Origin of the sequence: Cupriavidus taiwanensis (assembly GCF_900249755.1) — a bacterium.
In the GTDB taxonomy this organism is placed as follows: domain Bacteria; phylum Pseudomonadota; class Gammaproteobacteria; order Burkholderiales; family Burkholderiaceae; genus Cupriavidus; species Cupriavidus taiwanensis_D.
Genome location: NZ_LT976853.1, coordinates 388,966 through 415,032, shown reverse-complemented (window position 1 = coordinate 415,032; position 26,067 = coordinate 388,966). Strand labels below are relative to the sequence as shown.

At 69.0% G+C, this 26,067-nt stretch carries 27 protein-coding genes; 9 read left to right on the top strand and 18 right to left on the bottom strand.

Translation table 11 applies throughout. From position 1 onward, the window contains the following. From CBM2594_RS01865 to argS, 4 genes are all read right to left on the bottom strand, one after another. On the bottom strand, window positions 1–807 hold the full coding sequence (locus CBM2594_RS01865) for an SDR family oxidoreductase (RefSeq protein WP_116355353.1): 807 nt from the start codon (window positions 805–807) through the stop codon (window positions 1–3). A gap of 230 nt (window positions 808–1,037) precedes the next feature. After that, window positions 1,038–1,673, bottom strand: coding sequence for a thiol:disulfide interchange protein DsbA/DsbL (locus CBM2594_RS01860; protein WP_116355352.1), 636 nt, complete (start codon window positions 1,671–1,673; stop codon window positions 1,038–1,040). A 138-nt stretch (window positions 1,674–1,811) separates the two neighbouring features. After that, window positions 1,812–2,528: an SPOR domain-containing protein gene (locus tag CBM2594_RS01855; RefSeq protein WP_116355351.1), complete on the bottom strand. Its 717-nt coding sequence runs from the start codon at window positions 2,526–2,528 to the stop codon at window positions 1,812–1,814. A gap of 118 nt (window positions 2,529–2,646) precedes the next feature. Then, on the bottom strand, window positions 2,647–4,434 hold the full coding sequence (gene argS, locus CBM2594_RS01850) for an arginine--tRNA ligase (RefSeq protein ID WP_116355350.1): 1,788 nt from the start codon (window positions 4,432–4,434) through the stop codon (window positions 2,647–2,649). Between the two features lie 277 nt (window positions 4,435–4,711). Between argS and CBM2594_RS01845 the strand changes: the two genes are divergently transcribed. Further along, on the top strand, window positions 4,712–5,035 hold the full coding sequence (locus CBM2594_RS01845) for a DUF1840 domain-containing protein (RefSeq protein WP_116355349.1): 324 nt from the start codon (window positions 4,712–4,714) through the stop codon (window positions 5,033–5,035). 189 nt (window positions 5,036–5,224) lie between these two features. Here the strand turns inward: CBM2594_RS01845 and CBM2594_RS01840 are convergent, their stop codons facing one another. Next, window positions 5,225–5,653, bottom strand: a complete 429-nt coding sequence (locus tag CBM2594_RS01840; RefSeq protein WP_116355348.1) for a DUF883 family protein — start codon at window positions 5,651–5,653, stop codon at window positions 5,225–5,227. 52 nt (window positions 5,654–5,705) lie between these two features. Then, the gene (locus tag CBM2594_RS01835; RefSeq protein ID WP_010812883.1) at window positions 5,706–5,873 is read right to left on the bottom strand and encodes a DUF1328 domain-containing protein; all 168 of its coding nucleotides are present in this window, start codon (window positions 5,871–5,873) and stop codon (window positions 5,706–5,708) included. A 332-nt stretch (window positions 5,874–6,205) separates the two neighbouring features. On the opposite strand from CBM2594_RS01835, the gene CBM2594_RS01830 reads away from it, so the two are divergent. Beyond that, window positions 6,206–7,609, top strand: coding sequence for a sensor histidine kinase (locus CBM2594_RS01830; protein ID WP_116355347.1), 1,404 nt, complete (start codon window positions 6,206–6,208; stop codon window positions 7,607–7,609). Window positions 7,610–7,619: 10 nt separating this feature from the next. Here CBM2594_RS01830 and CBM2594_RS01825 read toward each other — a convergent pair whose 3' ends face one another. The 5 genes from CBM2594_RS01825 to CBM2594_RS01805 all read right to left on the bottom strand — a co-directional run bounded on the left by CBM2594_RS01825 (window position 7,620) and on the right by CBM2594_RS01805 (window position 13,598). Continuing rightward, window positions 7,620–8,021, bottom strand: a complete 402-nt coding sequence (locus tag CBM2594_RS01825) for a response regulator (RefSeq protein ID WP_116355346.1) — start codon at window positions 8,019–8,021, stop codon at window positions 7,620–7,622. Window positions 8,022–8,074: 53 nt separating this feature from the next. Beyond that, a complete protein-coding gene (locus tag CBM2594_RS01820) occupies window positions 8,075–8,707 on the bottom strand; it encodes a response regulator (RefSeq protein ID WP_018006648.1) in 633 nt (210 codons plus the stop codon). Window positions 8,708–9,027: 320 nt separating this feature from the next. Next, window positions 9,028–9,483, bottom strand: a complete 456-nt coding sequence (locus tag CBM2594_RS01815) for a hypothetical protein (protein WP_116355345.1) — start codon at window positions 9,481–9,483, stop codon at window positions 9,028–9,030. A 272-nt stretch (window positions 9,484–9,755) separates the two neighbouring features. Then, entirely contained in the window at window positions 9,756–12,503 is a 2,748-nt protein-coding gene (gene metH / locus CBM2594_RS01810; protein WP_116355344.1) for a methionine synthase, read from the bottom strand. An 18-nt stretch (window positions 12,504–12,521) separates the two neighbouring features. Continuing rightward, the gene (locus CBM2594_RS01805) at window positions 12,522–13,598 is read right to left on the bottom strand and encodes a homocysteine S-methyltransferase family protein (RefSeq protein WP_116355343.1); all 1,077 of its coding nucleotides are present in this window, start codon (window positions 13,596–13,598) and stop codon (window positions 12,522–12,524) included. A gap of 202 nt (window positions 13,599–13,800) precedes the next feature. On the opposite strand from CBM2594_RS01805, the gene CBM2594_RS01800 reads away from it, so the two are divergent. Next, on the top strand, window positions 13,801–14,193 hold the full coding sequence (locus CBM2594_RS01800) for a rhodanese-like domain-containing protein (protein ID WP_116355342.1): 393 nt from the start codon (window positions 13,801–13,803) through the stop codon (window positions 14,191–14,193). A 108-nt stretch (window positions 14,194–14,301) separates the two neighbouring features. Here CBM2594_RS01800 and CBM2594_RS01795 read toward each other — a convergent pair whose 3' ends face one another. The 4 genes from CBM2594_RS01795 to CBM2594_RS01780 form a co-directional block, all read right to left on the bottom strand. After that, a complete protein-coding gene (locus CBM2594_RS01795) occupies window positions 14,302–14,559 on the bottom strand; it encodes a BTH_I0359 family protein (protein WP_012351433.1) in 258 nt (85 codons plus the stop codon). A 238-nt stretch (window positions 14,560–14,797) separates the two neighbouring features. After that, window positions 14,798–15,640: a 3-oxoadipate enol-lactonase gene (pcaD, locus tag CBM2594_RS01790; RefSeq protein WP_116355341.1), complete on the bottom strand. Its 843-nt coding sequence runs from the start codon at window positions 15,638–15,640 to the stop codon at window positions 14,798–14,800. Between the two features lie 79 nt (window positions 15,641–15,719). Beyond that, window positions 15,720–16,829, bottom strand: a complete 1,110-nt coding sequence (locus CBM2594_RS01785; protein ID WP_232346542.1) for a DUF3108 domain-containing protein — start codon at window positions 16,827–16,829, stop codon at window positions 15,720–15,722. Then, entirely contained in the window at window positions 16,789–17,622 is an 834-nt protein-coding gene (locus CBM2594_RS01780; RefSeq protein WP_116355340.1) for an IclR family transcriptional regulator, read from the bottom strand. Before CBM2594_RS01780 ends, CBM2594_RS01785 begins: the two co-directional genes overlap by 41 nt. A 276-nt stretch (window positions 17,623–17,898) precedes the next feature. Here CBM2594_RS01780 and CBM2594_RS01775 point away from each other — a divergent pair, with 276 nt between their 5' ends. The 6 genes from CBM2594_RS01775 (at window position 17,899) to rfaE2 (ending at window position 23,937) form a co-directional block, all read left to right on the top strand. Further along, window positions 17,899–18,879 (top strand): fumarylacetoacetate hydrolase family protein, encoded by a 981-nt coding sequence (locus tag CBM2594_RS01775; protein WP_116355339.1) that lies wholly within the window; start codon window positions 17,899–17,901, stop codon window positions 18,877–18,879. A 120-nt stretch (window positions 18,880–18,999) separates the two neighbouring features. Next, window positions 19,000–19,833 carry an enoyl-CoA hydratase/isomerase family protein gene (locus CBM2594_RS01770; protein ID WP_116355338.1) on the top strand — a complete coding sequence of 278 codons (834 nt, stop codon included), beginning with the start codon at window positions 19,000–19,002 and terminating at the stop codon, window positions 19,831–19,833. A 65-nt stretch (window positions 19,834–19,898) separates the two neighbouring features. Further along, the gene (locus tag CBM2594_RS01765; protein WP_116355337.1) at window positions 19,899–20,711 is read left to right on the top strand and encodes a PhaM family polyhydroxyalkanoate granule multifunctional regulatory protein; all 813 of its coding nucleotides are present in this window, start codon (window positions 19,899–19,901) and stop codon (window positions 20,709–20,711) included. Between the two features lie 42 nt (window positions 20,712–20,753). Next, on the top strand, window positions 20,754–22,031 hold the full coding sequence (locus CBM2594_RS01760; protein ID WP_116355336.1) for a patatin-like phospholipase family protein: 1,278 nt from the start codon (window positions 20,754–20,756) through the stop codon (window positions 22,029–22,031). 198 nt (window positions 22,032–22,229) lie between these two features. Beyond that, window positions 22,230–23,093 carry a ferritin-like domain-containing protein gene (locus CBM2594_RS01755; RefSeq protein WP_116355335.1) on the top strand — a complete coding sequence of 288 codons (864 nt, stop codon included), beginning with the start codon at window positions 22,230–22,232 and terminating at the stop codon, window positions 23,091–23,093. Between the two features lie 352 nt (window positions 23,094–23,445). Continuing rightward, entirely contained in the window at window positions 23,446–23,937 is a 492-nt protein-coding gene (rfaE2, locus tag CBM2594_RS01750) for a D-glycero-beta-D-manno-heptose 1-phosphate adenylyltransferase (RefSeq protein ID WP_116355334.1), read from the top strand. Window positions 23,938–23,952: 15 nt separating this feature from the next. Here rfaE2 and CBM2594_RS01745 read toward each other — a convergent pair whose 3' ends face one another. From CBM2594_RS01745 to CBM2594_RS01735, 3 genes are read right to left on the bottom strand one after another with little or no spacing between them, the layout of a single operon-like run. Further along, window positions 23,953–24,177: a hypothetical protein gene (locus CBM2594_RS01745; RefSeq protein ID WP_116355333.1), complete on the bottom strand. Its 225-nt coding sequence runs from the start codon at window positions 24,175–24,177 to the stop codon at window positions 23,953–23,955. Between the two features lie 23 nt (window positions 24,178–24,200). Next, window positions 24,201–25,043: a type III pantothenate kinase gene (locus CBM2594_RS01740; protein WP_116355332.1), complete on the bottom strand. Its 843-nt coding sequence runs from the start codon at window positions 25,041–25,043 to the stop codon at window positions 24,201–24,203. Continuing rightward, on the bottom strand, window positions 25,040–25,915 hold the full coding sequence (locus CBM2594_RS01735) for a biotin--[acetyl-CoA-carboxylase] ligase (RefSeq protein WP_116355331.1): 876 nt from the start codon (window positions 25,913–25,915) through the stop codon (window positions 25,040–25,042). Before CBM2594_RS01735 ends, CBM2594_RS01740 begins: the two co-directional genes overlap by 4 nt. Between the last annotated feature and the right edge of the window lie 152 nt (window positions 25,916–26,067).

The following is a 26,067-nucleotide window of genomic DNA, read 5'->3' as shown; positions in this document are numbered from 1 at the left end:
TCAGGGCTCCTGCGCTGGTCCGGCACGGCGCGGCTTGCGCGGCGCGCCCGCGGCGAGCGCGTCGTACAGCCAGCGCGGCATTACGTGCAGCAGCGCCGCCACCACGCCCATCGGCCACGGGATCACGCGGAAGCGCCGGCCCGCGGCGATCACGCGCACGGCCTTGCGCGCGAACACGTCGGCATCGGTCAGGAACGGCATGCGGTAGGGGTTGTGCGCGGTCATCGGCGTGCGGATATAGCCCGGCGCGATCGTGACCACGCGGATGCCATGCCGGCGCTGCTCCAGCCGCAGGCTTTCCAGCAGCTTGATCACCGCCGACTTGGACGCGCTGTAGGCTCCTGCGCCCGGCAGCCCGCGCACGCCGGCCACGCTGGCAATGCCCACCAGCGTGCCGCGCCGGCCGAAAGCCCCAAGCTCGCGCGCCTGCATCGCATGCATGAATGGCTGGAAGGTGGTCAGCACGCCAAACCAGTTGGTGTCCATGACCTGGCGGAAGGCGTCCAGGTCCTCGCGTTCGCTGGCGACGGTGCCGACCGAGACCCCGGCATTGGCGATCACCACGTCCGGGCAGCCGAAATGGCCGACAAAGTCTTGCGCCGCGCGCGCCATCGCGTCGGCATCGCGCACGTCGGCGCCATAGACGCGCACCGCGCCGGGGTTGGGCAAGGTGGCCACAAACTCGCGCAGCGCGTCCTCGCGACGCGCCACCAGGCCCAGGATGGCACCCTGCGCCGCGTATTCGCGCGCGAGCGCCTGACCCAGGCCGCTGGAGGCACCGGTGAGGAAGACTTTGAGGGGGCGCATGAGGGCTGGAGTACGGTCGGAAATAAAAAACGGCTGGTAAAGGATACCAGCCGTTTGCCCTGCTACAGGTCTTGACGTCCCTGCCTGGGTACTCCCTCTCCCGCTTGCGGGAGAGGGTTGGGGTGAGGGCCGGGCGCCACCACGTAGTCCGCGCTTGCGGTATGCCAGCGCCTGCCCTCACCTCCTGCCCCTCTCCCGCAAGCGGGAGAGGGGAGCAAACCCTCAGCCCATCAAAGCTTCTTCGCCTTGATCTGCTCCACCAGATAATCCATGGTCTGCACCGCGGCCTGCTTGTTGCCGGCGATCGACGGCGAGGTCACGTACTTGCCCTGCACCACCACGGTCGGCACGCCGTCGATCTTGTAGGCGTCGGCGATCTTGTTGGCGCGCTGCGAGTTGGTGGTCACCGTGAACGAGTTGTACGCATCCAGGAAGGCCTTGCGGTCGACGCCGTTCTTGGCCATGAAGTCGGCGATTTCGTTGGTGTCGGTCAGGCGCTTGCGGTCCACGTGGATGGCGCTGAAGACCTTGTTGTGCATGGCGTCGAGCTTGCCGATGGCTTCCAGCGCGTAGAAGATCTTGGTGTGCGGCAGCAGGTCGTCGCGGAAGGCGACCGGCACGCGCTTGAACACCACATTGCCGCCCTGCTTCTTGACCCAGGCTTCCAGGTCGGGCTCGAATTCGTAGCAGTGCGGACAGCCATACCAGAAGAACTCGGTCACCTCGATCTTGCCCGCAGCGACCGGCTGCGGCGTCTTCAGGACCTGGTACTCCTTGCCCTCGGTGGGTGCCGCCTGGGACGGGGCGGACATCAGCAGGCCGCCCACGGCGGCAAACATGGCGAACAGTGCGGCGAGTTTTTTCATTTCAGAACGGCCTTGCGGTTTGGACGATGAGCGTATGACAGCGGCGGCGGCGCCCGGTTCAGCGCGGCAGCGGCCGCGCCTGGCGGGAACCTGTTGCGGCGGTGTTGCGGCGGTTACCGTGGATTAAACGGTGCCGCCCTACTGCTTGGTAAAGCGGATCACCGAGGCCTCGAAACCGGACGACTGCAGCCGGTCGCGTGCCTTGTTCATGTCTTCGATGCGGTTGAACGGCCCCAGGCGCACCCGGTACATCTTGACGCCGTTGACATCGCGCTCGGTGATGCGGGCCTCGAAGCCCTGCATCGCCAGGTTGGCCTTCTGGCGGTCGGCGTCGTCCGACGAGCGGAACGCGCCCACCTGCAGCAGGTAGCCCACCTTGTGCGCGTCGGCCTGGGCGATCTCGGCGATCGGGTCGGACACCGGCTTCTCGGCCGGCTTGCTGGCGAGCGGCTTGTCAGCCGGTTTTTCGACGGGCTTGTCCACCGGCTTGTCCAGCGGCTTGTCCGCCGGCCGGGTCGTCGCCACCGGCGGCTGGCCGTTCTGCCGGGGCTCCGGCTCCGGCGCCGGGCCCACCGGCTTGGCCGGGGTCTTGCTCCACAGCGGCTTGTTGGGGTCGCTCGGGCCGTCGTCGGCGCGCTGGGCCGGGGCCGGCAGCTGGCTGGTGACGTTGCCCGGCTCGCTCGGCCGGGGGGCGTGCTTCTGCTGGAACGGCGTCGGCGACTTGGTGATGTACAGGGCGACCACCACGGCGATGGCCAGCCCGACGATCAGCCCGAGCACCAGGCCCAGGAACGTACCGCCGCGCTGCTGGCTGCGGCGGACATTGCGCGACTCGCGCTTGCGTTGCTGTTGCATGAAGTCCTCTTCGGTGATGCCGGGATTATAGGGCCAGCGCCGCCAACGGCAGCACTGGCATCGTCCCCGGGGCCGGACGGCCCCGTGCGTCGCGCGCGGGCGGGCGCCGCACGCCTGCTTACATGCGGCGCGGGGCGGACACGCCGATCACCGCCAGGCCGTTGCGCAGCACCTGGCGCGTGGCGGCCAGCAGCGCCAGGCGGGCGCGCTTGACGGCGTCGTCGTCGACCAGCACGCGGTCGGCGTTGTAGAAGGCGTGGAAGTCGCCGGCCAGGTCGCGCAGGTAGAAGGCCACCGCATGCGGCGCCAGTTCGGCCGCGGCAGCCGACAGCATGTCCGGGAACTCGGCCAGGCGCTGTCCCAGCGCCAGCGCCTGGGCGCTGGCTTCGGGCCCGGTCACGGCGGACAGGTCGGCGCCGGCCAGCTCGGCCAGGCGCGCTTCCCAGTCCGCGCCGCCCCACGACTCGAAGATCGAGCAGATGCGGGCGTGGGCGTACTGGACGTAGTACACCGGGTTCTCGTCGTTCTGCTTGAGCGCCAGGTCGACATCGAACACGAACTCGGTATCGGCCTTGCGCGACAGCAGGAAGAAGCGCACCGCGTCGCGGCCGCGGGCGAAGTGCGCGGGCCAGTCGGCGACGCCGGCGTCCAGGCAGCCGCGGATGGTTTCATCGCCGCCGTTGGACCATTCGATCAGGTCGCGCACGGTGACATAGGAGCCGGCGCGCTTGGATATCTTGACCTCCTCGCCGTTCTTCATCACGGTGACCATCTTGTGCAGCACGTAGTCGGGGTAGCCCTGCGGGATGCCGAGGTCCAGGCCCTGCAGGCCGGCGCGCACGCGTGCGATGGTGCCGTGGTGGTCGCTGCCCTGCACGTTGATGACCTTGGTGAAGCCGCGCTCCCACTTGGTGGTGTGGTAGGCGACGTCCGGCACGAAGTAGGTATAGGTGCCGTCGCTCTTCTTCATCACGCGGTCCTTGTCGTCGCCGTCGTCGGTGGTGCGCAGCCACAGCGCGCCCTCGCTCTCGTAGGTCTTGCCCTTGGCGACCAGCGACTGCACCGCGGCGTCGACGCGGCCGTCGCTGTACAGCGACGACTCCAGGTAATAGCGGTCGAACCTGACCCCGAAGGCCTGCAGGTCGATGTCCTGCTCGTTGCGCAGGTAGGTCACGGCGAACTTGCGGATCGAGTCGATGTCCTCGACGTTGCCCGACGCGGTCACCGGCTCGCCGTCCGAGGCGCTGACGGTCTTGCCGGCGAGGAAGTCGGCGGCGATGTCGGCGATGTAGTCGCCGTTGTAGGCGGCCTCGGGCCAGTTGGCATCGCCCGGCTTCAGGCCGCGCGCGCGCGCCTGCACCGACAGCGCCAGGGTCTGGATCTGCACGCCGGCGTCGTTGTAGTAGAACTCGCGGTGCACGTGCCAGCCCTGCCACGACAGCAGGTTGGCGAGCGCATCGCCCAGCGCCGCCTGGCGGCCGTGGCCGACATGCAGCGGACCGGTCGGGTTGGCCGAGACGAATTCCACCAGCACCTGGCCATGCACGCCGCGCTCGCGCGCGCCGTAGTGGTCGGCCTCGGCCAGCACCGCGCGCAGCACGTCGGCCTTGGCGGCCGGCGTCAGGCGCAGGTTGATGAAGCCGGGGCCGGCGATCTCCATGGCCGCGACCAGGCCCTGCGCGCGGGCATCGGCCTGCACCGCGGCGACGATGCGCTGCGCCAGCTCGCGCGGATTGCTCTTGAGCGCGCGCGCAACCTGCATGGCGACATTGCAGGCAAGGTCGCCGTGGGCGGCCGCCTTGGGCCGCTCGAAGGTGACGGCGGGCAGGGTGGCATCGGCCGGGGCGAGCGCGCGCACGGCATCGGTGAACGCGGCGGCGAGATTGGAGGTCTGAACAGGCAGCATGGATGTCGGAAGCCCTGTGGGCTGGTATTCGGGCGCGGTGCCTTGCGGGCCGCGCCGGGCCCGGAATACGGCAAGTGACGGCGAATCAACGCCGCGCCGCGTGACAGGCATGGGAATCGGGAACGCGCAATTTTATCAGGTGCTATGCTGACATCATGCGCAAGGACGGCCACGGACCACAATCCGGTCCGGCGGCCGCACCAGACCGTGCCCGAACCGGCGTGGCCTCCCGCCCCGGGGACGCCGCCCACCGTTCTCCGTGAAAGGAAAAACCATCATGCTGATCACCTTCAAATCCCACGCCGCGCAGGACCTGATCATGATGAAGGATCTGGCCGTGACGCTCCTGGGCATCATCGGCAAGCATCTCGGGGAACGGGGGGTGATCACCGTCGAAGAACTGCCGCACGCGATCCACCGGCTCGAAGCCGCCGTGGCCGATGCGCGCCGCGGCCATCCGGCCGACACCGCGGTCGAGGCCCGTTCCGATGCCGACGAGGAAGAGGAAGAGCCGCTGCACCTGGGACAACGCGCCTACCCGTTCCTCGACATGCTGCGCGCCTCGCAGCGCGAAGGCGCCAATGTGCTCTGGGGAGTCTGAGCAAGGCCGGCGGGCCGCACGGCGCTGAGCGCCACCCGCCAGTTCACCGCTGGCGGACAAAAAAACACCCGGCACCACAACTGGCAGCCGGGCTTCCGGACGAGGGTTCCGGAAAGGGGGGAATTCCCGCGGGACCCGCCTGGAGGGAACCAGGGGGTCTCCGCAGTAGTTGTCAGCTAATCCGCGCGGTTATTCCTCATCGGCATGGTGCCGGCCGTTGGCCAGCAGCAGCCCGATCACCGCGCCGACGGCTGCGGCGATCGCCACCGCCTTCAGCGGGGATTCGGCCACGCGGTGCTGGGCCTGCACCACCGCGCCATCGACGCGCTCGCGGGCACGCATCACGCCATCGGCGGTCTGGGCGCGCAGCCGGTGCGCCATCTCGCTGGCGCGTTCGCGCAGGCGATGGCCGGCCTGCAGGCTCTCGGCAGAGCCCTCGCGCGCCAGCACCTGGATGGTGTGCTCGAGCTGCGAGATCAGCGACTTGACTTCGCTGGACACCGGCGCCGCTGCCTCGCGCGTATCGCGTGCGGCATGCTTGATATGGCGGATCGCACTGTCGGCACTGTCGGACAGGTGGTTCAGTTCCTTCCGGACTTTGGGGTTCTGCGTCAGCATATGTTCTCCTCAGGGTCGGTCGTTCCGGGGGTTACGCCGGCTTGCGCCGGGTTCATCGTCCCCTGCGCACGAGGCCCATCACCGCGGCAACCAGCGCCACGACCAGGAAGATGAAGAACAGGATCTTGGCGATTTCCACGGCACCGGCGGCAATGCCGCCGAAGCCGAAGATCGCGGCGATCAGGGCGATGACGAAAAATACGAGTGCATATTGCAGCATGGCTAGGCTCCCGAAGATTTCGGACCAGGCCAGGCGCACTGGCTGGGCCCATGTGAGGGCTTGCGCCACGGGGTGCAAGCTCATAGCCTCATCGTAGAAAGCCACGCTTCGTGCCAATACCGACCGGCAGCCGATTCCGCTGTCAGCCGAGTCCTACAACGCGCGCCGCGCGCCACGCGGGCCCGCGCAGGGCGCCCGCCGAACTGCCGTGCTGGCGCGGAAACGCTCCCGGATGCCGGGCGCCGGGTTGACCCATGGCGGTCGATGTGATTCCATGGGCGCTCCCTTGGCGCCGCGGCGGGCGAGCGCGCCTTCACGATAGGAATAGCCCCATGTTCAAGCAGTCATTTCTCCCTCACACGCTGTTGCTCGCGGGCGGCATCCTGCTGACGCTGGCGGTGCTGGTGGCATCGGAAACCGGCAATATCCGCCTGCGCGAAAGCTATACCGACGTGATCCGCTCGCAGCGCCTGCAGACCGAGCTGGCCGCGCTCAACGGCGAGCTGGTCAATGCCGAGGCCGGGCAGCGCGGCTTCCTGCTGACCGGCAAGGAAAGCTACCTGGAACCGTACTACAAGGCGCTGCCGCGCATCGCCGAGCTGACGGCGCAGATCCGCGCCGGCTACGCCAATGACCCCGAAGGCCTGAAGCAGTTCGGCGATACCTCCAAGCTGGTCAACAGCAAGCTCAACGAAATGGCGCTGACGCTGGTGTACGGCAAGCGCGACCTGGAAGTGGCGCTTGACCTGATCCGCACCGACTACGGCAAGCAGACCATGGACAACGCGCGCCGCGGGCTCGACCAGCTGCAGGCGCGCGAGGCCGGCGCGGTCTCGCACCGGCTCGAGGGCGCCGAGAACGACGTGCAGCTGTCGCGCTACGGCATCGGCCTGCTCACCGCCATCAACATCATCCTGCTGATGGCGGTCGGCATCGGCCACGCCAAGCGGCTGGCGATGGCCGAGGCGGTGCGCACCCAGCTGGAAGAGGAAAGCGTGCGGCTGGACCGCAAGGTGCGCGCGCGCACGCGCCAGCTGTCGGCGCTGGCCGCCCACCTGCAGCGCGTGACCGAAGACGAGAAGACCCGGCTCGCGCGCGAGCTGCATGACGAACTCGGCGCCATCCTGACCGCGATCAAGCTGGACCTGCACTGGGTGCGCCGCAAGGTACAGGCCGACCATCCGGTGGCCGCCGAGCGCCTGACGCGCGTGATGCTGCACGTGGACCAGGGCATCCAGATCAAGCGCCGCCTGATCGAAGACCTGCGCCCCACCGTGCTGCTCAACCTGGGCCTGCGCGCGGCGGTGTGCCAGCTGGTCGAGGAAGTGGGCGCGCGCAACAACTGGGAAACCGACGTCAGCGTGCCCGAAGACCTGCCGGCGCTGCGCGACGAAGCCGCGATCGCGCTGTACCGGATCGTGCAGGAATCGCTGACCAATGCGAGCAAGTATTCCGAGGCCAGGCACGTCGAGGTCGCGCTGGCCTGCCAGGGCGAGCTGCTCACGCTGACCGTGCGCGACGACGGCAAGGGACTGCCGCCGGACTTCGACGCCGGCAGCACGGCCGGCCACCACGGGCTGCTGGGGATGGAGCAGCGCGTCACCGCGCTCGGCGGCAGCATGCAGATCGATTCGTCGCCGGATGCCGGGGTGCGGATCCGGATCGAGGTGCCGTTGACCGCATCGGTGCTGGCGCCGGCCGAAGAACCCGAAAGCCCGGAGCCGGCACGCGCCTGAAGCCGTCAGGCTAGGGCGCGGCGTGTTCCTCGATCACGCGGAACACCTGCTCGAGCTCCAGCGACTTGTCGAAAAAGTAGTCGGCGCCCGCCTCGGCGCACTGGCGCCGGTACATCTCGAGCTGGGCATGGTTGGTGTAGACGATGCGCACCGTGCCGTTGTCGGCGCGCTGCATGGCGCGCAGCACGTTGATGCCGTTGCCCTGGCGCAGCTGCAGGTCGACGATGGCGACGTCGTACTTGCCGGCGGCGAGCAGGCGCAGGGCCATCGCTTCGGTATCCGCCCAGTCGACGTTCTCGACAAACGGGAAATCCTTCAGGTATTCGAGCAGCATGCCGCGCAGGACCGCCGAATCTTCAATCAGCAGCACGTTCAGCGCCCGGTAGGAAGTGTTCGAATCCTGCTCCGACATATTGTGTATTGCGGTCCCTTCCGGGGCGGCCCGCGGGGGCCGCAATTGAACTGCTATTCCACCAGGCCGTTCTTGATCGCGTAGTAGGTCAGGTCGGCGTTGGTCTTCATGCCCATTTTCTCCAGGATGCGCGAACGGTAGGTGCTGACGGTCTTGACGCTGAGGAACAGCTCGTCGGCGATCACCGACACCGACTGCCCGCGCGACAGCTTGCAGAAGATCTGGAACTCGCGCTCGGACAGCATCTGGTGCACCGGCTGCTCGGTCGGCTTGTCGAGGCCGCCGATCAGCAGGTCGGCCACGGTGGCGCTGACGTAGCGGCGGCCCTGCGCCACCGTGCGGATCGCCTTGACCAGGTCGTCCGGCGCGCTTTCCTTGGTTAGGTAGCCGGAGGCGCCGGCACGGATCAGGTTGATCGCGTACTGGTCTTCCGGGTACGTCGACAAGATCAGTACCGGCAGATCAGGCTTGCGCTGGCGGATCAGCTTGAGGACGTCGATGCCGTTGCGGTCCGGCATGGAGATGTCCAGCACCAGCACGTCGAACTCGGCATCGCGCAGCTGCGCCATGACCTCATCGCCACTGCCGGCCTCGCCGGTCACCTGAATATCGGGTTCTTCGGAAATAAACTGACGCAGCCCGGCACGCACAATCTCGTGGTCGTCGGCGATCAGGACGCGGATCATGTGTGGCTCCACGGGTTTAACGGACCGGCACTTCGGCCCGGTGCACGACGGGTGCAGGCGGAACCGCTTGCGATGTTGTCATTGTAGTGCCGCCCGCGTGCGCAGGCTGTCGGTGTCAGGCTGACAATGCGGCGTGGCGGCAAGGGCAGGCAAAGCTGCGTTGTGCCGGCGCCAAAAGCAAAGCGGGACGGATAGCATCCGTCCCGCTTTGCTGCGGCGCGTCAGGCCCGGAACATCCCTGGAGGGGGCCCGGCGCGGCCGTTACCGGTTGAAGCTGAGGCTAGTACTGCAAGAAACGATGGGGCTTGCTTGCCGTGCGCTTACTGCGCCTTGGCGCCTGCCTCGGCACTGGCGCCGACACCGACCTCGGCCTTCGACTTCTTGGCCGACTTGGCGGCGTGCTTGCCATGCTTGGCCTTGCTGCCGGCGTCTGCCTTGGCCGAGCCGGTGGCGTCGGCGGCGGTGCCGGCGCCCTTGTCGACTGCCGCGCCCGCGGTCGACAGGCCCTTGTCAGCCGCCGTGCCCGCTGCCGACAGGCCCTTGTCGGTCGCCGCGCCGGCCGTCGACAAACCCTTCTCGGCCGCGCCCGCGGCACCGGTTGCGGCGCCGCCGACGGCGTTCAGGCCACCCTGCGCCGCCGCGGCGGGCGAGGGCGTGGTCACCGAGGCACCGACATCGGCCTTGGTGCCAACGGCAACGCCGGTGCCCTGGGCCATGGCCAGCGAGGAAGCGGCGGCGATCGACAGTGCGGACAGGGAGAGCAGCAGTTTCTTCATGGACAGACTCCTTTCAGGATGCCCCGCAGCGAAACATTCGCCGCGGTGATCACGCCGGTGGTTGCGTGTATCGAGCCCTCAGTCTAGGGAGCCGCACTGCGCCGGTCTGTGAGCAGTTGCAAGGCACTGTAAGGAGTTGTGAGGCGGCCCGCACACCACCCCGGCGGCGCGGTGCAGGCCAACCGCTGCGCTTTTCCTGCCGCATCAACGCGCATCGACGGGCTGGCGGCGGGGCACCGCCGCCGCCGCTGCCGCCCGGGCGTCGCACCCGGTTACAGGTTGGGCGCGAGCGCGCGCGCCAGCTCGGCGCGGTCTTCGTGGCGGCGCGCCGCCATGTCGTCGAGCTGGTCCTGGCCGATCTTGCCGATGCTGAAGTAGGTCGACGCGGGATGCGCCAGGTAGAAGCCGCTGACCGAGGCCGCGGGCGTCATCGCCAGCGACTCGGTGATGCCCATGCCGATCTCGGCCGCGTCGAGGAATTCGAACATCGGTCCCTTGACGGTGTGCTCCGGGCACGCCGGATAGCCGGGCGCGGGACGAATGCCGCGGTACTTCTCGGCGATCAGCTCGTCGTTGCTCAGGGTCTCGGCGGCGTCATAGCCCCACAGGTCCTTGCGCACGCGCTCGTGCAGGCATTCGGCGAAGCCTTCGGCGAGGCGGTCGGCCAGCGCCTTGAGCATGATCGCGCTGTAGTCGTCGTGGTCGGCCTCGAACTGCGCTTCCTTCTTGTCGACGCCCAGGCCCGCGGTCACGGCGAACAGGCCGACGTAGTCGGCGATGCCGCTGTCCTTGGGCGCGACAAAGTCGGCCAGGCAGCGGTTGGGGCGGCGCACGCCATCCACCACCGGGCGCTCGCTCTGCTGGCGCAGGTTGTGCCAGGTCAGCGCGACCTGGGTACGGCTTTCGTCGGTGTAGATCTCGATATCGTCGTCGTTGACGGTGTTGGCCGGCAGCAGCGCGATCACGCCGTTGGCGGTGAGCCAGCGGCCCTGGATCAGGCGCGACAGCATCGCCTTGCCGTCCGAGAACACCTTGCGCGCCGACTCGCCCACGATCTCGTCGTTGAGGATGTCGGGGAATTTGCCGGCGAGGTCCCAGGTCTGGAAGAACGGGCCCCAGTCGATGTAGTGGGCCAGTTCCGCCAGGTCGTAGTTGCGGAACACGCGCCGGCCGATGAACTTGGGCCTGGGCGGAACGTAGGTGCTCCAGTCGATCGGCGTCTTGTTGGCGCGCGCCTGCGCCAGCGTCACCATCGGCGTGGCCTTCTTGTTGGCGTGCTGGGTGCGGATGCGCTCGTAGTCAGACTTCAGCTCGTCGAGGTACTTCGCCGCGCCTTCGTCGGACAGCAGGCTCGACGCCACGCTGACCGAGCGCGAGGCATCGGGCACGTACACCACCGGGCCTTCGTAGTTGGGCGCGATCTTGACCGCGGTATGCACGCGCGAGGTGGTGGCGCCGCCGATCAGCAGCGGGATCTTCTTCACGCGGAAGTAGTCGTCGCGCTGCATTTCCGACGCCACGTACGCCATTTCTTCCAGCGACGGCGTGATCAGCCCGGACAGCCCGACGATGTCCGCGCCCTCGACCTTGGCGCGCGCCAAAATCTCGTTGCACGGGACCATCACGCCCATGTTGACCACTTCGAAGTTATTGCACTGGAGCACCACCGACACGATGTTCTTGCCGATGTCGTGCACGTCGCCCTTGACCGTGGCGATCACGATCTTGCCGCGCGCCTTGACGTCGCCGCCGGCCTCGGCCAGCAGGCGCTTCTCTTCCTCGATAAAGGGCAGCAGGTGCGCCACCGCCTGCTTCATCACGCGCGCGCTCTTGACCACCTGCGGCAGGAACATCTTGCCGGCGCCGAACAGGTCGCCGACGATATTCATGCCATCCATCAGCGGGCCTTCGATCACCTCGATCGGGCGGCCGCCGCGCGCCAGCACCTGCTGGCGCACTTCCTCGGTGTCCTCGACGATAAAGGTGGTGATGCCGTGCACCAGCGCGTGCGCCAGGCGCTCGGCCACCGGCACCGGCTGCTCGGGCGTGCCGCGCCAGGCCAGGTTCTCTTCCTTCTTCGCGCCGCCGCCCTTGAAACGGTCGGCGATCTCCAGCAGGCGGTCGGTGGAATCGTCGCGGCGGTTCAGCACCACATCTTCGACGCGCTCGCGCAGCTCCGGGTCGAGCTGGTCATACACGCCGAGCTGGCCGGCGTTGACGATGCCCATGTCCATGCCCGCGCCGATCGCGTGGTACAGGAACACGGTGTGGATCGCCTCGCGCACCGTGTCGTTGCCGCGGAACGAGAACGATACGTTCGAGACACCGCCGCTGACCTTGGCGTACGGCAGGTTCTGCTTGATCCAGCGCGTGGCCTCGATGAAGTCCACCGCGTAGTTGTTGTGCTCTTCGATGCCGGTCGCGACCGCGAAGATGTTCGGGTCGAAGATGATGTCTTCCGGCGGGAAGCCGACTTCATTGACCAGGATGTCGTAGCTGCGCTGGCAGATCTCGGTCTTGCGCGCGAAGGTGTCGGCCTGGCCTTGCTCGTCGAAGGCCATCACCACGGTGGCGGCGCCATAGCGGCGGATCAGCTCGGCGTGGTGGCGGAACTGTTCCTCGCCTTCCTTCAGCGAGATCGAGTTGACCACCGGCTTGCCCTGCACGCACTGCAGGCCGGCCTCGATCACCTCCCACTTGGACGAATCCAGCATGATCGGCACGCGCGCGATGTCGGGCTCGGACGCGATCAGGTTCAGGAAGCGCACCATCGCGGCCTTCGAATCCAGCATGGCCTCGTCCATGTTGATGTCGATGATCTGCGCGCCGTTCTCGACCTGCTGGCGCGCCACCGCCAGCGCCTCGTCGAACTGGCCGTTCAGGATCATGCGCGCGAAGGCCTTGGAGCCGGTCACGTTGGTGCGCTCGCCGACGTTGACGAACAGCGTGTCGTCGTCGATGGTGAAGGGCTCGAGGCCGGACAGGCGCATCGGGCGCGGGGGCAGTTTGTTGTCGCTCATGTTGTCGGGCTCTCGGGCTCAGGCGGCGTCGCGGTACTGGCTGGGCCAGCTGCGGGGTTTCTTGTCGGCCACGCGCTGGGCGATGGCGGCGATGTGCTCGGGGGTGGTGCCGCAGCAGCCGCCCACCAGGTTCACCAGCCCGGAGGCGGCGAACTCTTCGACCAGCGATGACGTGACTTCGGGGGTTTCGTCGAAGCCGGTATCGCTCATCGGGTTGGGCAGGCCCGCGTTCGGGTAGCACGACACCGCGGCGTCGCAGATCTTGGCCAGCTCGGCGATATACGGGCGCATCAGCGTCGCGCCGAGCGCGCAGTTCAGGCCGAACGTGACCGGGCGCGCGTGGCGCAGGCTGTTCCAGAACGCCTCGACGGTCTGCCCCGACAGGATCCGGCCCGACGCGTCGGTCACGGTGCCGGAGATCATCACCGGCACGCGCTCGCCGGTATCCTCGAACAGCTGGTCGATGGCGAACAGCGCGGCCTTGGCGTTGAGGGTGTCGAAGATGGTCTCGACCAGGAACACGTCGGCGCCGCCTTCGAGCAGGCCCTTGCCCTGTTCGTAGTACGACTCGCGCAACTCTTCGAAGGTGACGTTGCGCGCGCCGGGGTCGTTGACGTCGGGCGAGATGCTGGCGGTCTTGGGCGTGGGGCCGAAGGCGCCGGCGACGAAGCGCGGCTTGCCGGGCGTGCTGTACTTGTCGCAGGCGGCGCGCGCCAGGCGCGCGGCCTCGACATTCATCTCGTACGCCAGCTCGGCCATCTTGTAGTCTTCCTGCGCCACGCGGGTAGCGCCGAAGGTATTGGTTTCGATCAGGTCGGCGCCGGCGGCCAGGTATTGCTCGTGGATCTCGCTGATGACCTGCGGCCGCGTCAGCAGCAGCAGTTCGTTGTTGCCCTTGACGTCGACCTTGTGGTCGGCGAAGCGAGTGCCGCGGTAGTCGGCCTCGCTCAGCTTGTAGCGCTGGATCATGGTGCCCATGGCGCCATCCAGGATCAGGATGCGTTCTTGCAGCAGCCGGGGCAGCTCGGCAGCCCGGGTGTAGGGGCGCGGTGCGGCCGCGCGGGATTCAGGGGCACGGGATTCAGGGGCACTCATGGCGGGGAACTCTGGAAAGGCGGGGCCGGCGGAGCTTCGACGGTAGGCCGCGGTGGCCGATGGCGGCCAAAGAGGTGCGATTTTATCAGGTGTATCAAGGCCTTGCGGCCGCCCTCGGTTGCCTGCCGGACGCTCCGGCGCCTACACTGAGAGACGTAAACGTCACCGTGCGCCGGCCTTGCGCCGCGCTTCCCTGCCGACCATGCAACACCTCGCCCCAACCGACGCCTACGACCTGCTGGCGCAATCGCCCGAGACGCTGTTTATCGACTGCCGCAGCGAAATGGAGTACCTGTTCGTCGGCCATCCCAAGGGCGCGCACAACGTGCCCTGGAACGACGGCCCCGACTGGGAGGTCAACCCGCATTTCGTGCAGATGGTGAAGAAGCTGGCCGGCCAGGCCTCGGCCCGGCCGGTGCTGCTGATCTGCCGCAGCGGCAACCGCTCTTCCGCGGCGGCGCGCGCGCTGGAGGGGGCGGGCTTCTCCAACGTCCAGTATGTGCTGCACGGCTTCGAGGGCGACCTCGATGCGCAGCGCCACCGCAATACGCTCAACGGCTGGCGTCACGACGGGCTGCCGTGGGAGCAGTACTGAGCCGCGTCACCTGGCCGGAAGAAAGCAAAAGCCCGCCGAAGCGGGCTTTGGTCGTCGTTGCTGAACCGGGGCGGCGCGGCGGCTCGGCGCGCCGCCCCGGGGGTCTGCTCAGTGCATCACCAGCGGATGCGTCATCACGTTGTCGAACTTGCCGAGGAAGTCATCGACCTCCTCCACCGACGGCTCGCTTTCAATCAGCCGCTTGACGTCGGCGCGGAAGCTTTCGGCGAGCTGGCCGCCGAGGAAAATCTCGCGCTTCAGGTTCTTGTCGACGATTTCGTAGCCCCCGAACTCAAGCGGCGCTTGCTCGACATCCGCACCGAATTCAACGATGCAGTAGTTGTCGCTGTTGTAGATCATTTGCATGGCACACCTCCTGGGCGTCATGGATGGGCGGCTCGCCCTTGTGGTTCTTGCCTCAGTTGATGCCTTGAGGGGGGCGCCGCGGCTTTACCTCCAAACTTGGGGTGACCGGCGGGAAATCAAGCTATGCGCAAGTTTCCGGGTGCCTGTCACCACGTTGCCACGATTTTCTGCCTTACATGAATTGGGCATCGGCCAATGCAACAAGTTTCTTGAGCCTGGAACATCAGTGTGTTGCTTGTCACGGAACGTCGCACTGGCCCCCGCATGCGGCGCTCCCCAGGAAGGCGTCCAGCGCGGCGTGGAAGCGTTCCGGCTGCTCCACGTGCACCAGGTGCGCCGCTTGCGGCACTACCTCGAGCCGGGACCCGGGGATCGCCGCGGCGATGCTCTGGGCCATCGCCACGGTCGCGCCCTGGTCCTGCTCGCCCGCTATTACCAGCGTAGGACAATGAATGCGGGAAAGCGCGCCCGCCAGGTCAAAAGCCATGATGGCCTCGGCCACGCCCACGTAGCCACGTACCGGAGTCGCCACCAGCATGTCGCGGATACGCAACACTTCGTCGGGATGCGACGCGTGGAACGCCGGCGTCAGCCAGCGGCCGAGGGTGGCATCGGCCAGCCCGGCCATGCCATGGGCCTCGGCCTGGCCGATGCGGTTGTGCCACATCGGGTGGGCTTCCATCGGCGTCTGGCTGTTGGTCGCCACCAGCGTCAGCGACAGCAGCCGCTCCGGATGGCGCAGCCCCATGCTCTGCCCGATCATGCCGCCCACCGAGATGCCGCAGAAATGCGCCTGCGGAATCTCCAGCGCGTCCATCACGGCGACCACGTCGTCGGCCAGCCGCGTCATGGTGTAGGGGCCGAGCGGCGCCTCGCTGGCGCCGTGGCCGCGCAGGTCCGGGCGCACCACGCGGTAGCGGCCGGCGAGATGCTGCGCGGTGATATCCCACAAGGTGTGGTCGGCGGCCAGGGCATGGGTCAGGATCACCCAGGGCCCGTCGGCGCCGTCCAGGCGCACGTGCAGCTCGGCGCCGTCGGCGTGGATGCGGCGGGTTTCGGTGGGCGGCGTGGCAGCGGTCATGGCGGATGCTCCTTTTCGGTCAAGCCTGCATGGATATGCGCAAACCGGCAGCGCAAACCGGCGGCGCAAACCGGCGGCGCTACGGTCCTTCGCGGCCGCGGTACACCAGGTCGATCTGGGTGCCGTCGGGCTCGGTCTGGCGCAACCGCACCGGCATCCAGCCCAGCGACTGCGCCAGCCAGACCTCGACGCGGCGCCTGTCGTTGGCGCGGCGCGGCAGCCGCACGAAGTGCTTGGCGCGCACCACGCCCTGGCCGGTGTCGATCTCGTCCTCTCCAACATACTGCACTTGCATGGGTTCGACATCCCGGGTGTCGGCCACCTGGAACGTTTCCGTCACACCGGGCGTTACATAGCGCTGCGGGTTGCCGCGCACCAGCCCCACCAGTTGCAGGAAGACGCTGAAGCGGTCCTGCGCGCCGGCGGGGAACGGCGCCTGCGCGCCCGAGGCGAAGGTCACGGTGCCCGCCCCGGTATCGATGCGCGAGGCCTCGACCTTGTTGCGGCGGCGTTCTTCGTAGCGTTCCGGCAGCAGGCCCTGCTCGGCCAGCGCGCCGCTACTCTGGAAGGCAAAGCGGAACCACAGCACGCGGGTCTCGACGGCGAGGCGGTAGCGGCTGCCGTCCTGCTCCCAACGGATCAGGCCGTCCGGGTTCTGCACGCCGTTGACGAAGCTGGCGTAATGCAGGGTAGCCGACGCGGGCGCGCTGTAGCGCACGCCGTTGACGCCGCCCTGCGGCCCGCCGGAAGGGGCGGGAGCCGGCGCGGCGGCGGGCGCGGCCGCGCTGCCTTCGCCGCCGGTGCCGGCTGCCATCTCGGCCGCGCCCTGCGGGCTGGTGGCGAGCGGCGGCGCCGGCTCGGGAGCCGGGGCGGGCACTTCGGGTTCGGGCGTTGGCGCCGCGGGCTTGGGCTGCGGACGCGGCGCGCGGGCGATCGGCCGGGGCTTTGGGGGAGCCGGCGGCGCCGGCGGCGGCAGCAGCACGGCTTCCAGCGTGGGGGTGTCGCTGACATCGACCGGGATCAGCGGCCCGGGCATGCGCACCAGACCCACCACCGCCATCAGGTGGACCAGCAGCACCAGCGCAATTACGAAGATCCAGCGGCGCCGGCGCCAGACGCGGGGATCCGCGCCGGGACGGGCGTGGGGATCAGGCTTGGACGGTTTGTCCGGGCGGGGCGGCGGCACCAAGGTAGCCGAGTTCCGATGAGAGCTGTTGGGCGATGGCGCGCACGCGGCGATCCATCGTACCGCCCCATTCTGCATCGAATATGCTTTGCGCGCCCAGCACGATCAGCCCCATGGCGAGATGCCCGTTGGCATCGAACACCGGCATCGAGAACGCATTGATGCCCGGCAGCACGCCGCCGAGCGTGCGCGCGGCGCCGTGCGCGCGCACCTCGGCGCAGATCGCGTCGTAGTCGGCCAGCGTGCGCGGCATGTCGGGCACGCCGTCATGGCCGCGCGCGCCCAGTTCGCGCTCGATCAGCGGCAGCGTCTGCTTGCGCGGCAGGTAGGCGCCGTAGAGCCGGCCGGTGGCCGAGTTCAGCATCGGCATCACGTCGCCCAGGCGCAGGCTGACCGTGACCGGATGGCTGGACTCTTCCCAGTGCACCACGGTGGGACCGTGGTTGCCCCACACCGCGATGCCGGCGGTCAGGTCGAGCTCGTCGCGCAGCTGCGACAGGATCGGGCGCGCCTTCTTGACCGGGTCGAGCCGGTTCAGCCCGGCCAGCCCCAGCTGCAGCGCGAACGGCCCCAGGTCATAGCGCCCGCTGACCGGGTCCTGCGCCACCGCGCCCAGCCGCATGAAACTGACCAGGTAGCGGTGGGCCTTGGCCGGGTTCATGCCCGCGGCGGCGGCGAGGTCGCGCAGCATCATCGCGCGCGGCGATGCCGCCAGCGCCTGCAGCAGCTTGAAGCCCACCTCGATGGACTGGATGCCGGAACGCAGCTTGGGGTCTTCTTCTTCGATCTCTGACATGCGGGTGGCAGGGTGTCTGCTGACTGGCGGGGGAAGGGAAAAATCCCAGGTAATTTACTATAGCGAAATCGATTTACCAGTTTTTAAGTGCTCGGCAGATTGTCTTCGCCACGGGCCTGGCCGGTGCGGCGCCGGTGCAGCCCGCCAGGCCGGGCCCCGTTTTACCATGGAGGCCACCGATGCGCCCCGCACGGTCGCCTGGCCGGCACGCGCGCCGCGTTAGACTAGCGGCCATCGCGCCTGCCCGGCGGGCGCCCCTGATCCCTACCGTACCCCATGAAACTCGCAACCCTGAAAGACGGTTCGCGCGACGGCCAGCTGGTGGTCGTGTCGCGCGACCTGAAGAGCGCGCACTTCGCCACCGACATCGCCGGCAAGCTGCAGACCGTGCTCGACGACTGGCAGTTCTACGCGCCGCAGCTGCAGGACCTGTACGACGCGCTCAACGCCGGCCGCGCGCGCCATCCGTTCCCGTTCGCGCCGAAGAACTGCATGGCGCCGCTGCCGCGCGCCTACCAATGGGCCGACGGCTCGGCCTACGTCAACCATGTCGAGCTGGTGCGCAAGGCGCGCGGCGCCGAGATGCCGCCCGAGTTCTGGACCGACCCGCTGATGTACCAGGGCGGCTCCGACGATTTCCTGGGCCCCCAGGACGACATCGTCTGCGCCAGCGAGGCCTTCGGCATCGACTTCGAGGCCGAGGTCGCGGTGATCACCGGCGACGTGAAGATGGGCGCCACCCCCGAGCAGGCCGGCGACGCCATCCGGCTGGTGATGCTGGCCAACGATGTCTCGCTGCGCAACCTGATCCCGGCCGAACTGGGCAAGGGCTTCGGCTTCTTCCAGAGCAAGCCGGCCACCGCGTTCTCGCCGGTGGCGGTGACCCCCGACGAACTCGGCGACGCCTGGCGCGAGCGCAAGGTCCACCTGCCCATGACCGTGCACTGGAACAGCAAGAAGGTGGGCCACCCCGACTGCGGCACCGACATGGTGTTCGACTTCGGCCAGCTGATCGCGCATATCTGCAAGACGCGCAACGTGCGCGCCGGCAGCATCGTCGGCTCGGGCACGATCTCCAACGTCGACCGCACCAAGGGCTACTGCTGCATCGCCGAGAAACGCATGCTCGAGACCATCGACCAGGGCAAGCCGGCGACCGAATTCATGAAGTTCGGCGACGCGGTCAAGATCGAGATGTTCGACGCGCAGGGCCATTCGGTGTTCGGCGCGATCGACCAGCTGGTGGCGGCGGGCTGAGGCAAGCCGGGGCCGCAAGCCGGGGCCGCGAGCCGGAATTGCATATAATTAACCGACCGATCGGTTGGTAAATTAACCATGCTTGCGGCGCCCGCGCTGGCGTCCACATAAAAGGCCCCCATGACCACTCCCTCCGCTGACACCGCCGCCCTGTCCCCGCGCTACGAGCGCTACCGCGCGCTGACGCTGCGCCGCCACGGCCCGATCCTGGAAATCGTCATGGGCGCGGCCCAGTCGGCCAACCAGAAGCTGGCCACCGCCGACGCCAGCATGCACCGCGAGCTGGCCGAAATCTGGCGCGACGTCTCCGCCGACCCCGACGTGCGCGTCGCGCTGATCCGCGGCGAGGGCAAGGGCTTCTCCGCCGGCGGCGACCTGGCGCTGGTCGAGGACATGGCCCGCGACTTCGACACCCGCACCCGGGTCTGGCACGAGGCGCGCGACCTGGTCTACAACGTCATCAACTGCGACAAGCCGGTGGTCTCGGCGATGCATGGCCCGGCGGTCGGCGCCGGGCTGGTCGCGGGCTTGCTGGCCGATATCTCGATCGCGGCAAAGACCGCGCGCATCGTCGACGGCCATACCCGGCTGGGCGTGGCGGCGGGCGACCATGCCGCGATCGTGTGGCCGCTGCTGTGCGGAATGGCCAAGGCCAAGTACTATCTGATGCTGTGCGAGTCGGTCAGCGGCGAAGAGGCCGAGCGGATCGGCCTGGTCTCGCTGGCGGTGGATGAGGACGAACTGGTGGCGCGCGCGTTCGAGGTGGCCAACCGGCTGGCGGCAGGGTCGCAGAGCGCGATCCGCTGGACCAAGTACGCCCTCAACAACTGGCTGCGCATGGCCGGCCCCGCTTTCGATACCTCGCTGGCGCTGGAATTCATGGGTTTTGCCGGCCCCGACGTGCACGAAGGCATGGCGAGCCTGCGCGAAAAGCGGCCGCCTCAGTTCAGGTAACGACGACGCAGCCGTGCTCCCGGAGTTCCGGGCACCAGGCTGCGCCGCACACGGAGCGCGCGACCATGTTCGGACAGATTCCCGATTTCACCAACGGCTTCGACTTCATGCGCCGGCTCTGGGGCGGCGGCGCCGGCATGCCCGCCGGCCTGATGCCCGGCCTGCAGGCCATGACCCCGCCGATGGACCTGGAAGACCTCGACAAGCGCATCGCCGACCTGAAGGCGGTGGAAAGCTGGCTGCAGCTCAATACCAACCTGCTGCGCACCACCATCCAGGGGCTGGAGGTGCAGCGCGCCACGCTGGTGGCGCTGCAGACCTTCGGCAACGCGCTGTCTCCCGAAGCGATGCAATCGGCGATGGAAAACGTCGCGCGCGCGGCCAACGCGCCCAGCGCGGAGGCGCCGCAACGCACCGGTGCTGATACTGGCGCAGAGGCCGGCAGCGGCAGGCAAGCCGAGCCCGCCGAGGCCGCCGCCAGCGACGCCGATGCCGCCCCGGCGCCCAACGCCGCGCTGTGGTGGGATATGCTGCAACAGCAGTTCAACCAGATTGCCAGCAGCGCCGCGGCGGCCAGCATGGTGCCGTTCGGCATGGGTGGCATGGGCGGCTTCGGCGCTGGTGGCGCTGCCGGCGCCGCCACGCCCGCCGCCGCGACGCCGTCCGGCGCAGAGACACCGAAGCCCGCGGCCGCCGGCAAGACGCCGTCGGCCGGGACTGGCGGGCCTGCCGCGAAGAAGGCGCCGGCGAAGAAAGCCGCTGCAAGGAAGCCGGCCAATCAATCGACAAACCAGTCGGCCAAGGCCAAGCCGGCCCGGGATGCCGGCGAGGGCGGCAATGGCGGCAATGGCGGCGCCGGCGGCAGCGTCACCAACTGATGAATCCTGCCGCTGCCTGACGCCCCCTTCCCCGAAGCGCCCATGCACCGCGATTCCCTGCCGCTGCCCCCGGCGGCGCCCGCCTCCGCACCCAACCCCGCCGCCACCGCCCTGATCATGATGGGCGGCGGCGCGCGCGCCGCCTACCAGGCCGGCGTGCTCAACGGCGTCGCACGCATCGCCGCGCGCCACGGCAAGGCGCAGGCGGCGCTGCCGTTCGGCATCATCGCCGGCACCTCGGCCGGGGCCATCAACGGCGCCGGGCTGGCGATCCACGCCGCCGACTTCCAGGCCGCCACGCAGAGCCTGGGCGCGCTCTGGCACAGCATCCATGCCGACGAGGTCTACCGCACCGATGTGTTGCGCGTGGGCGTGTCGGGGGCGCGCTGGCTGTCGACGCTGGCGCTGGGCTGGGCCACGCAGCGGCGCGCGCCGCGCGCGCTGTTCGACAACACCCCGCTGGGCAGCATGCTGGGCGAGCTGTTCGAGCCCGCGCGGGTGCAGGCCAGCCTGGACAGCGGCGCGCTGCAGGCGTTCGCGGTGACGGCGCTGTCGTACAGCACCGGCCGCCACGTGACCTTCTACCAGTCGCACCACCGCATCCATCCGTGGCACCGCAGCCAGCGCATCGCGGTGCCGGCGCAGATCACGGTGGACCACCTGCTGGCGTCGTCATCGATCCCGTTCCTGTTCCCCGCCATGCCGCTGGAGCTGGACGGCCACCACGAGTGGTTCGGCGACGGCACCATGCGGCAGATGTCGCCGCTGTCGCCGGCGATCCACCTGGGCGCGTCGCGGATCCTGGCGATCGGCGCGGCCTCGCGGCAGCGCTCGGGCTGGTTCGACACCATGCCGGGGGGCGGCTATCCGTCGCTGGCGCAGGTGGGCGGCCAGGCGCTGGCCAGCATCTTCCTCGACGGCCTGAACACCGACCTGGAGCGGCTGCTGCATATCAACCGGCTGCTCGCGCGCATGCCCGAGGTCGCGGGCGACCGCGAGGGCTGGCGCCCGGTGCAGGTGATGACGGTCGCGCCCAGCGAGCCGATCGAGGCCATTGCCGCCGAGCACCAGAAGCAGTTGCCGCGCACCGTGCGTGCGCTGCTGGCCCCGCTGGGCGGCACCGAGGCGCGCGGCGCCGCGTTCGCCAGCTACCTGCTGTTCGAGCCGGCCTTCACGCAGGCGCTGATCGCGCTGGGCGAGCGCGACGCCGCGGCCCAGGCCGACGAGCTGGCGGCGTTCCTCTACGGCATCGTCCCGGGCACGGCGCCCGCGGCGCCCCCCGCGGGAGACCACGCGGCCGAGCAGGCGGTCTCGCCCTGAGCCGCCACCATCACATCATGGCCGCGTGGAGCCGCAGCCGGCACTTTGCCGCGCCGCCCCGGCGCTGATCGCCCGGAAAATGCACAGCGCGCCGGCAAACCCCGCCCAAAGCGTTGCATTTGCCCCGATCCGGCCTAAAAAAGGAGAAGAGAATAATTCGCATCTGGTAGAATCTGCCCGTAATTTCAAAGGCTTACCATGCTCTACCCCGAACTGTTCAAATCGTTGGAAGCCGTCCGCTGGCACATGGACAAGGACATCCCCTGGGAGTCCTTCGACGCCAGCATGCTGACGGACGACCAGGCCAAGACCATTCGCATGAATGCGATCACGGAATGGTCCGCCCTGCCCGCGACCGAGATGTTCCTGCGCGACAACCGCCACGACTCTGACTTTTCGGCGTTCATGAGCATCTGGTTCTTCGAGGAACAGAAGCATTCGCTGGTGCTGATGGAGTACCTGCGCCGCTTCCGCCCGGACCTGGTGCCGACCGAGGAAGAACTGCACGCGGTGCGCTTCGAGTTCGACCCGGCGCCGCCGCTGGAAACGCTGATGCTGCATTTCTGCGGCGAGATCCGCCTGAACCACTGGTACCGCCGTGCCGCCGAATGGCACACCGAACCGGTGATCAAGCATATCTACCGCACCCTGTCGCAGGACGAAGCCCGCCACGGCGGCGCCTACCTGCGCTACATGAAGAAGTACCTGGCGCAGTTCGGCGACAGCGCGCGCGCCGCCTTCGCCAAGATCGGCGTGCTGATGGCCTCGGCGCGCCGCACCGAGAAGCCGCTGCACCCGACCAACCTGCACGTCAACAAGGCGCTGTTCCCCAACGACACGGTGCAGTCGCGCCTGCCGGACCCGGACTGGCTCGAGCACTGGCTGGACGAGCAGATCCGCTTCGACGAAGGCTGGGAGAAAAAGGTCATCGAACGGATCCTGCACAACATGTCGCTGCTGTTCGAACGCACCTTTGAAACCGTGCAGGACCTGAACCGCTACCGCAAGGAACTGAACGCCAGCCTGCAAGGCGCCGGCGGCGCCAGCCCGGCGCAAGCCTGAGCGGTCCGGCCCCGGACAAAAAAATGCCCCGCCGAAGCGGGGCATTTTTTTGCCTTCTTTCTTACCTTCACGCATTCCCGACAAATGCGGCCCGCTGCGGCGGGCAGGGTACGACGCCGTTTTCCTGTTCCCGGAAATACGGTGCCGGCGATGATAAGCGTGACAGCCATCACGCAGGTAGTAGCCGGTTACTACATCCCTGCCGCACTGTCATTGGTGCCGTCGTTGGCACCGTCATGCCGCGGCGGCAATCACGGGCGGCCCGGTGCGCGCCGCAAGAACAGGTACCATTCGGCCAAGCGCGCCGGCTCCGCTCGTGGGGCCGGCCTCCACCCATCCCATGCCCTGATCCATGTCCGTACCCGCCTTCGAATCCAAGCTGACTCCCGCCGACGATCCCGCCGCGCTGGCCGCGCGCATCGCCACGCTGCCGCGCCCGCTGGTGTTTACCAACGGCGTCTTCGACATCCTGCACCGCGGCCATGCCACCTACCTGGCGCAGGCGCGCGCGCTCGGCGCCAGCCTGGTGGTCGGGGTCAACAGCGATGCGTCGGTGAAGATGCTGGGCAAGGGCGACGACCGCCCGCTCAACCACGAATCGGATCGCATGGCGCTGCTGGCCGCGCTGGCGTCGGTCGACCTGGTGGCGATGTTCCGCGAGCAGACCCCGGTCGAGCTGATCCGCCAGGTGCGCCCCGACATCTACGTCAAGGGCGGCGACTACGACATCGATACGCTGGAAGAAACCCGGCTGGTGCGCAGCTGGGGCGGCCAGGCCTATGCCATCCCCTTCCTGCACGACCGCTCGACCACCAAGCTGCTGACCAAGGTGCGCCAGGGCTGAGCCGCCGCGCCCGCGCTATGCGGCGGGCGCCGACGCCGGCGTGGCCGGCAGGGGTTGCAGCCGCATCCGTTCGCCGCGCACCTGCTGCTCCAGCCGGTGCGGCTCGCGCGACGATTCGAACCATCCGGACAGCGGCTGCGCGCCGAACGCGCCCAGCACCGCGGCCAGCAGCACGGCGTTGGCGAACAGCAGCAACAGCAACGCGATGCACAGCGAGCGGGGCAGGCCGGGGGTGGTCATGGGGCTGGATGGATGTGGTGTCGTTACGCGTCGGCCAGCGCCATCGCATGCAGGCCGAGCAGCACCAGATTATCGTGCATCTCGAACGGCACCGCGAGCGCCCCGGCCAGCGCGCCGCGCGCGCCGCCGGACAGCAGGCAGCGCGGCGGGCGCGAAGCGTCGCTGCGCTCGCCCAGCGCGCGCCAGGTGCGCTCGATGGCGCCGGCCTGCGCGGCCAGGCAGCCGGCGGCAATGGCGTCGTGGGTGTTGTCGGCCCAGCGCCGCTGCGCGCCGGCGACGCTGCCGGCCTCGCCGACCTCAAGCGCCGGCAGCTGCGCGGTATTGCGGGCCAGCGTGCCCAGCATCAGCGCCAGCCCCGGCAGGATCAGCCCGCCTTCGAAGCGCGCCGCGCCATCCGCCGCCACGGTGACGATATCCAGCGTGGTCGCGGTGCCGGCAGTGACCACCAGCAGCGTGTCGCGCGGCAGCCAGCGGTGCGCGCCGACGGCGCCGACCCAGCGGTCGACGCCCAGCTGCGTGGGTTCGCGATAGCCGTTGGCGAGATCGCCGTGCGCGGCGGCGCTGCGCACCCATTGCACCGGCGCGCAGCCGCCGAAGGCATCGGCCAGCGCGGCATCGAGGGCGGAAGCAAGCACCGGCCCGGCCACGTTGCTGATCCACACCGAAGGCATCGGCCCGCCGGCGCGCAGCGCGCGCAGCTCGGCAGCCAGGGCCCGCAGCGCGCCGTCCTCGGCATGCGCCACCGCGCCGGCGTGTTGCCACGGCACAGGCAGCGCGCCGATGGCGGGCAGCGCCGCACCGGCGTCGCACCACGCCCACTTGAGCCGGGTATTGCCGATATCGACCAGCAGCCGCGGCGCGTTCATGCCGCCTCCCCGTCGCCCGGGGCGGGCCGCAGCGACAGCTCGCCGCTGGCGATGCGCTCCAGCCCGGCGGGCGTTTCCAGCAGCAGGTGGCCGGCTTCGTCGACGCCGCGCGCCATGCCTTCGGCGATCACCTGGCCATCGTGCAGCAGCCGCACCGGCTGGTCGCGATAGGCATCGGCGGCGGACCAGCGCCGCGCCATCGGCCCGAAGCCGTGCGCGAGGAAGTCCGCGCGCATCGCCGCCAGCCGCTCCAGCACCGCGGCCAGCAGGCGCGGCGCATCGCGCCCGGCATCGAAGCCCGGCATGGCCTCGGCCACGCCCGCCAGTTGGCGGCCCAGCGCGGCCTCCATCTGCGCATCGCGCACCAGGTTTAGCCCGATGCCGATCACTGCCCAGACCCGCTGGGGCCCGGCCGGCACCGACTCGATCAGGATGCCGGCCAGCTTGCGGCCATCGATCTGCAGGTCGTTGGGCCATTTCAGGCCCACCCGCGCGCCCAGCGCCGGCGCGACGTCGCCCAGCGCCTCGGCCAGCGCCAGCCCCACCGCCAGGCTCAGCCCGCTCAGCTGCGCCGGCGCCAGCGCCAGCGGCAGCGCAACCGAGAAGGTCATGCCGGCCTGCCCCTGCCACGGCCGGCCCTGGCGTCCGCGCCCGGCGGTCTGGCGATAGGCCAGGCGCAGCGTGCCGGCATCGGACCACGGCGCCTGGCGGCAGCGCGCGGTCAGGTCGGCATTGGTCGAGCCGGTTTCCTCGACCAGTTCGATGCTCCATTCGCGCAGCGCGGGCGACAGCATGGCGCGCAGCGCGCCGGCATCGATGCGCCAGCGGGGAGCGGCGGCGGGATCGGGTGGATTCGGGGGAACGGCGGACATGCGCGGCAATTGGACAGGGATGGGCGGGATTGCGGTCGGCACGGGCCGGAACCCGGCGCCTGCGGCTGATGCCGCATTGTAGCCGTGCCGCGCGCCCGGGCATGCGACCGGGCACGGCGCGGTCGCGCCGGCGGGGCGCGTGGCTTAGAATC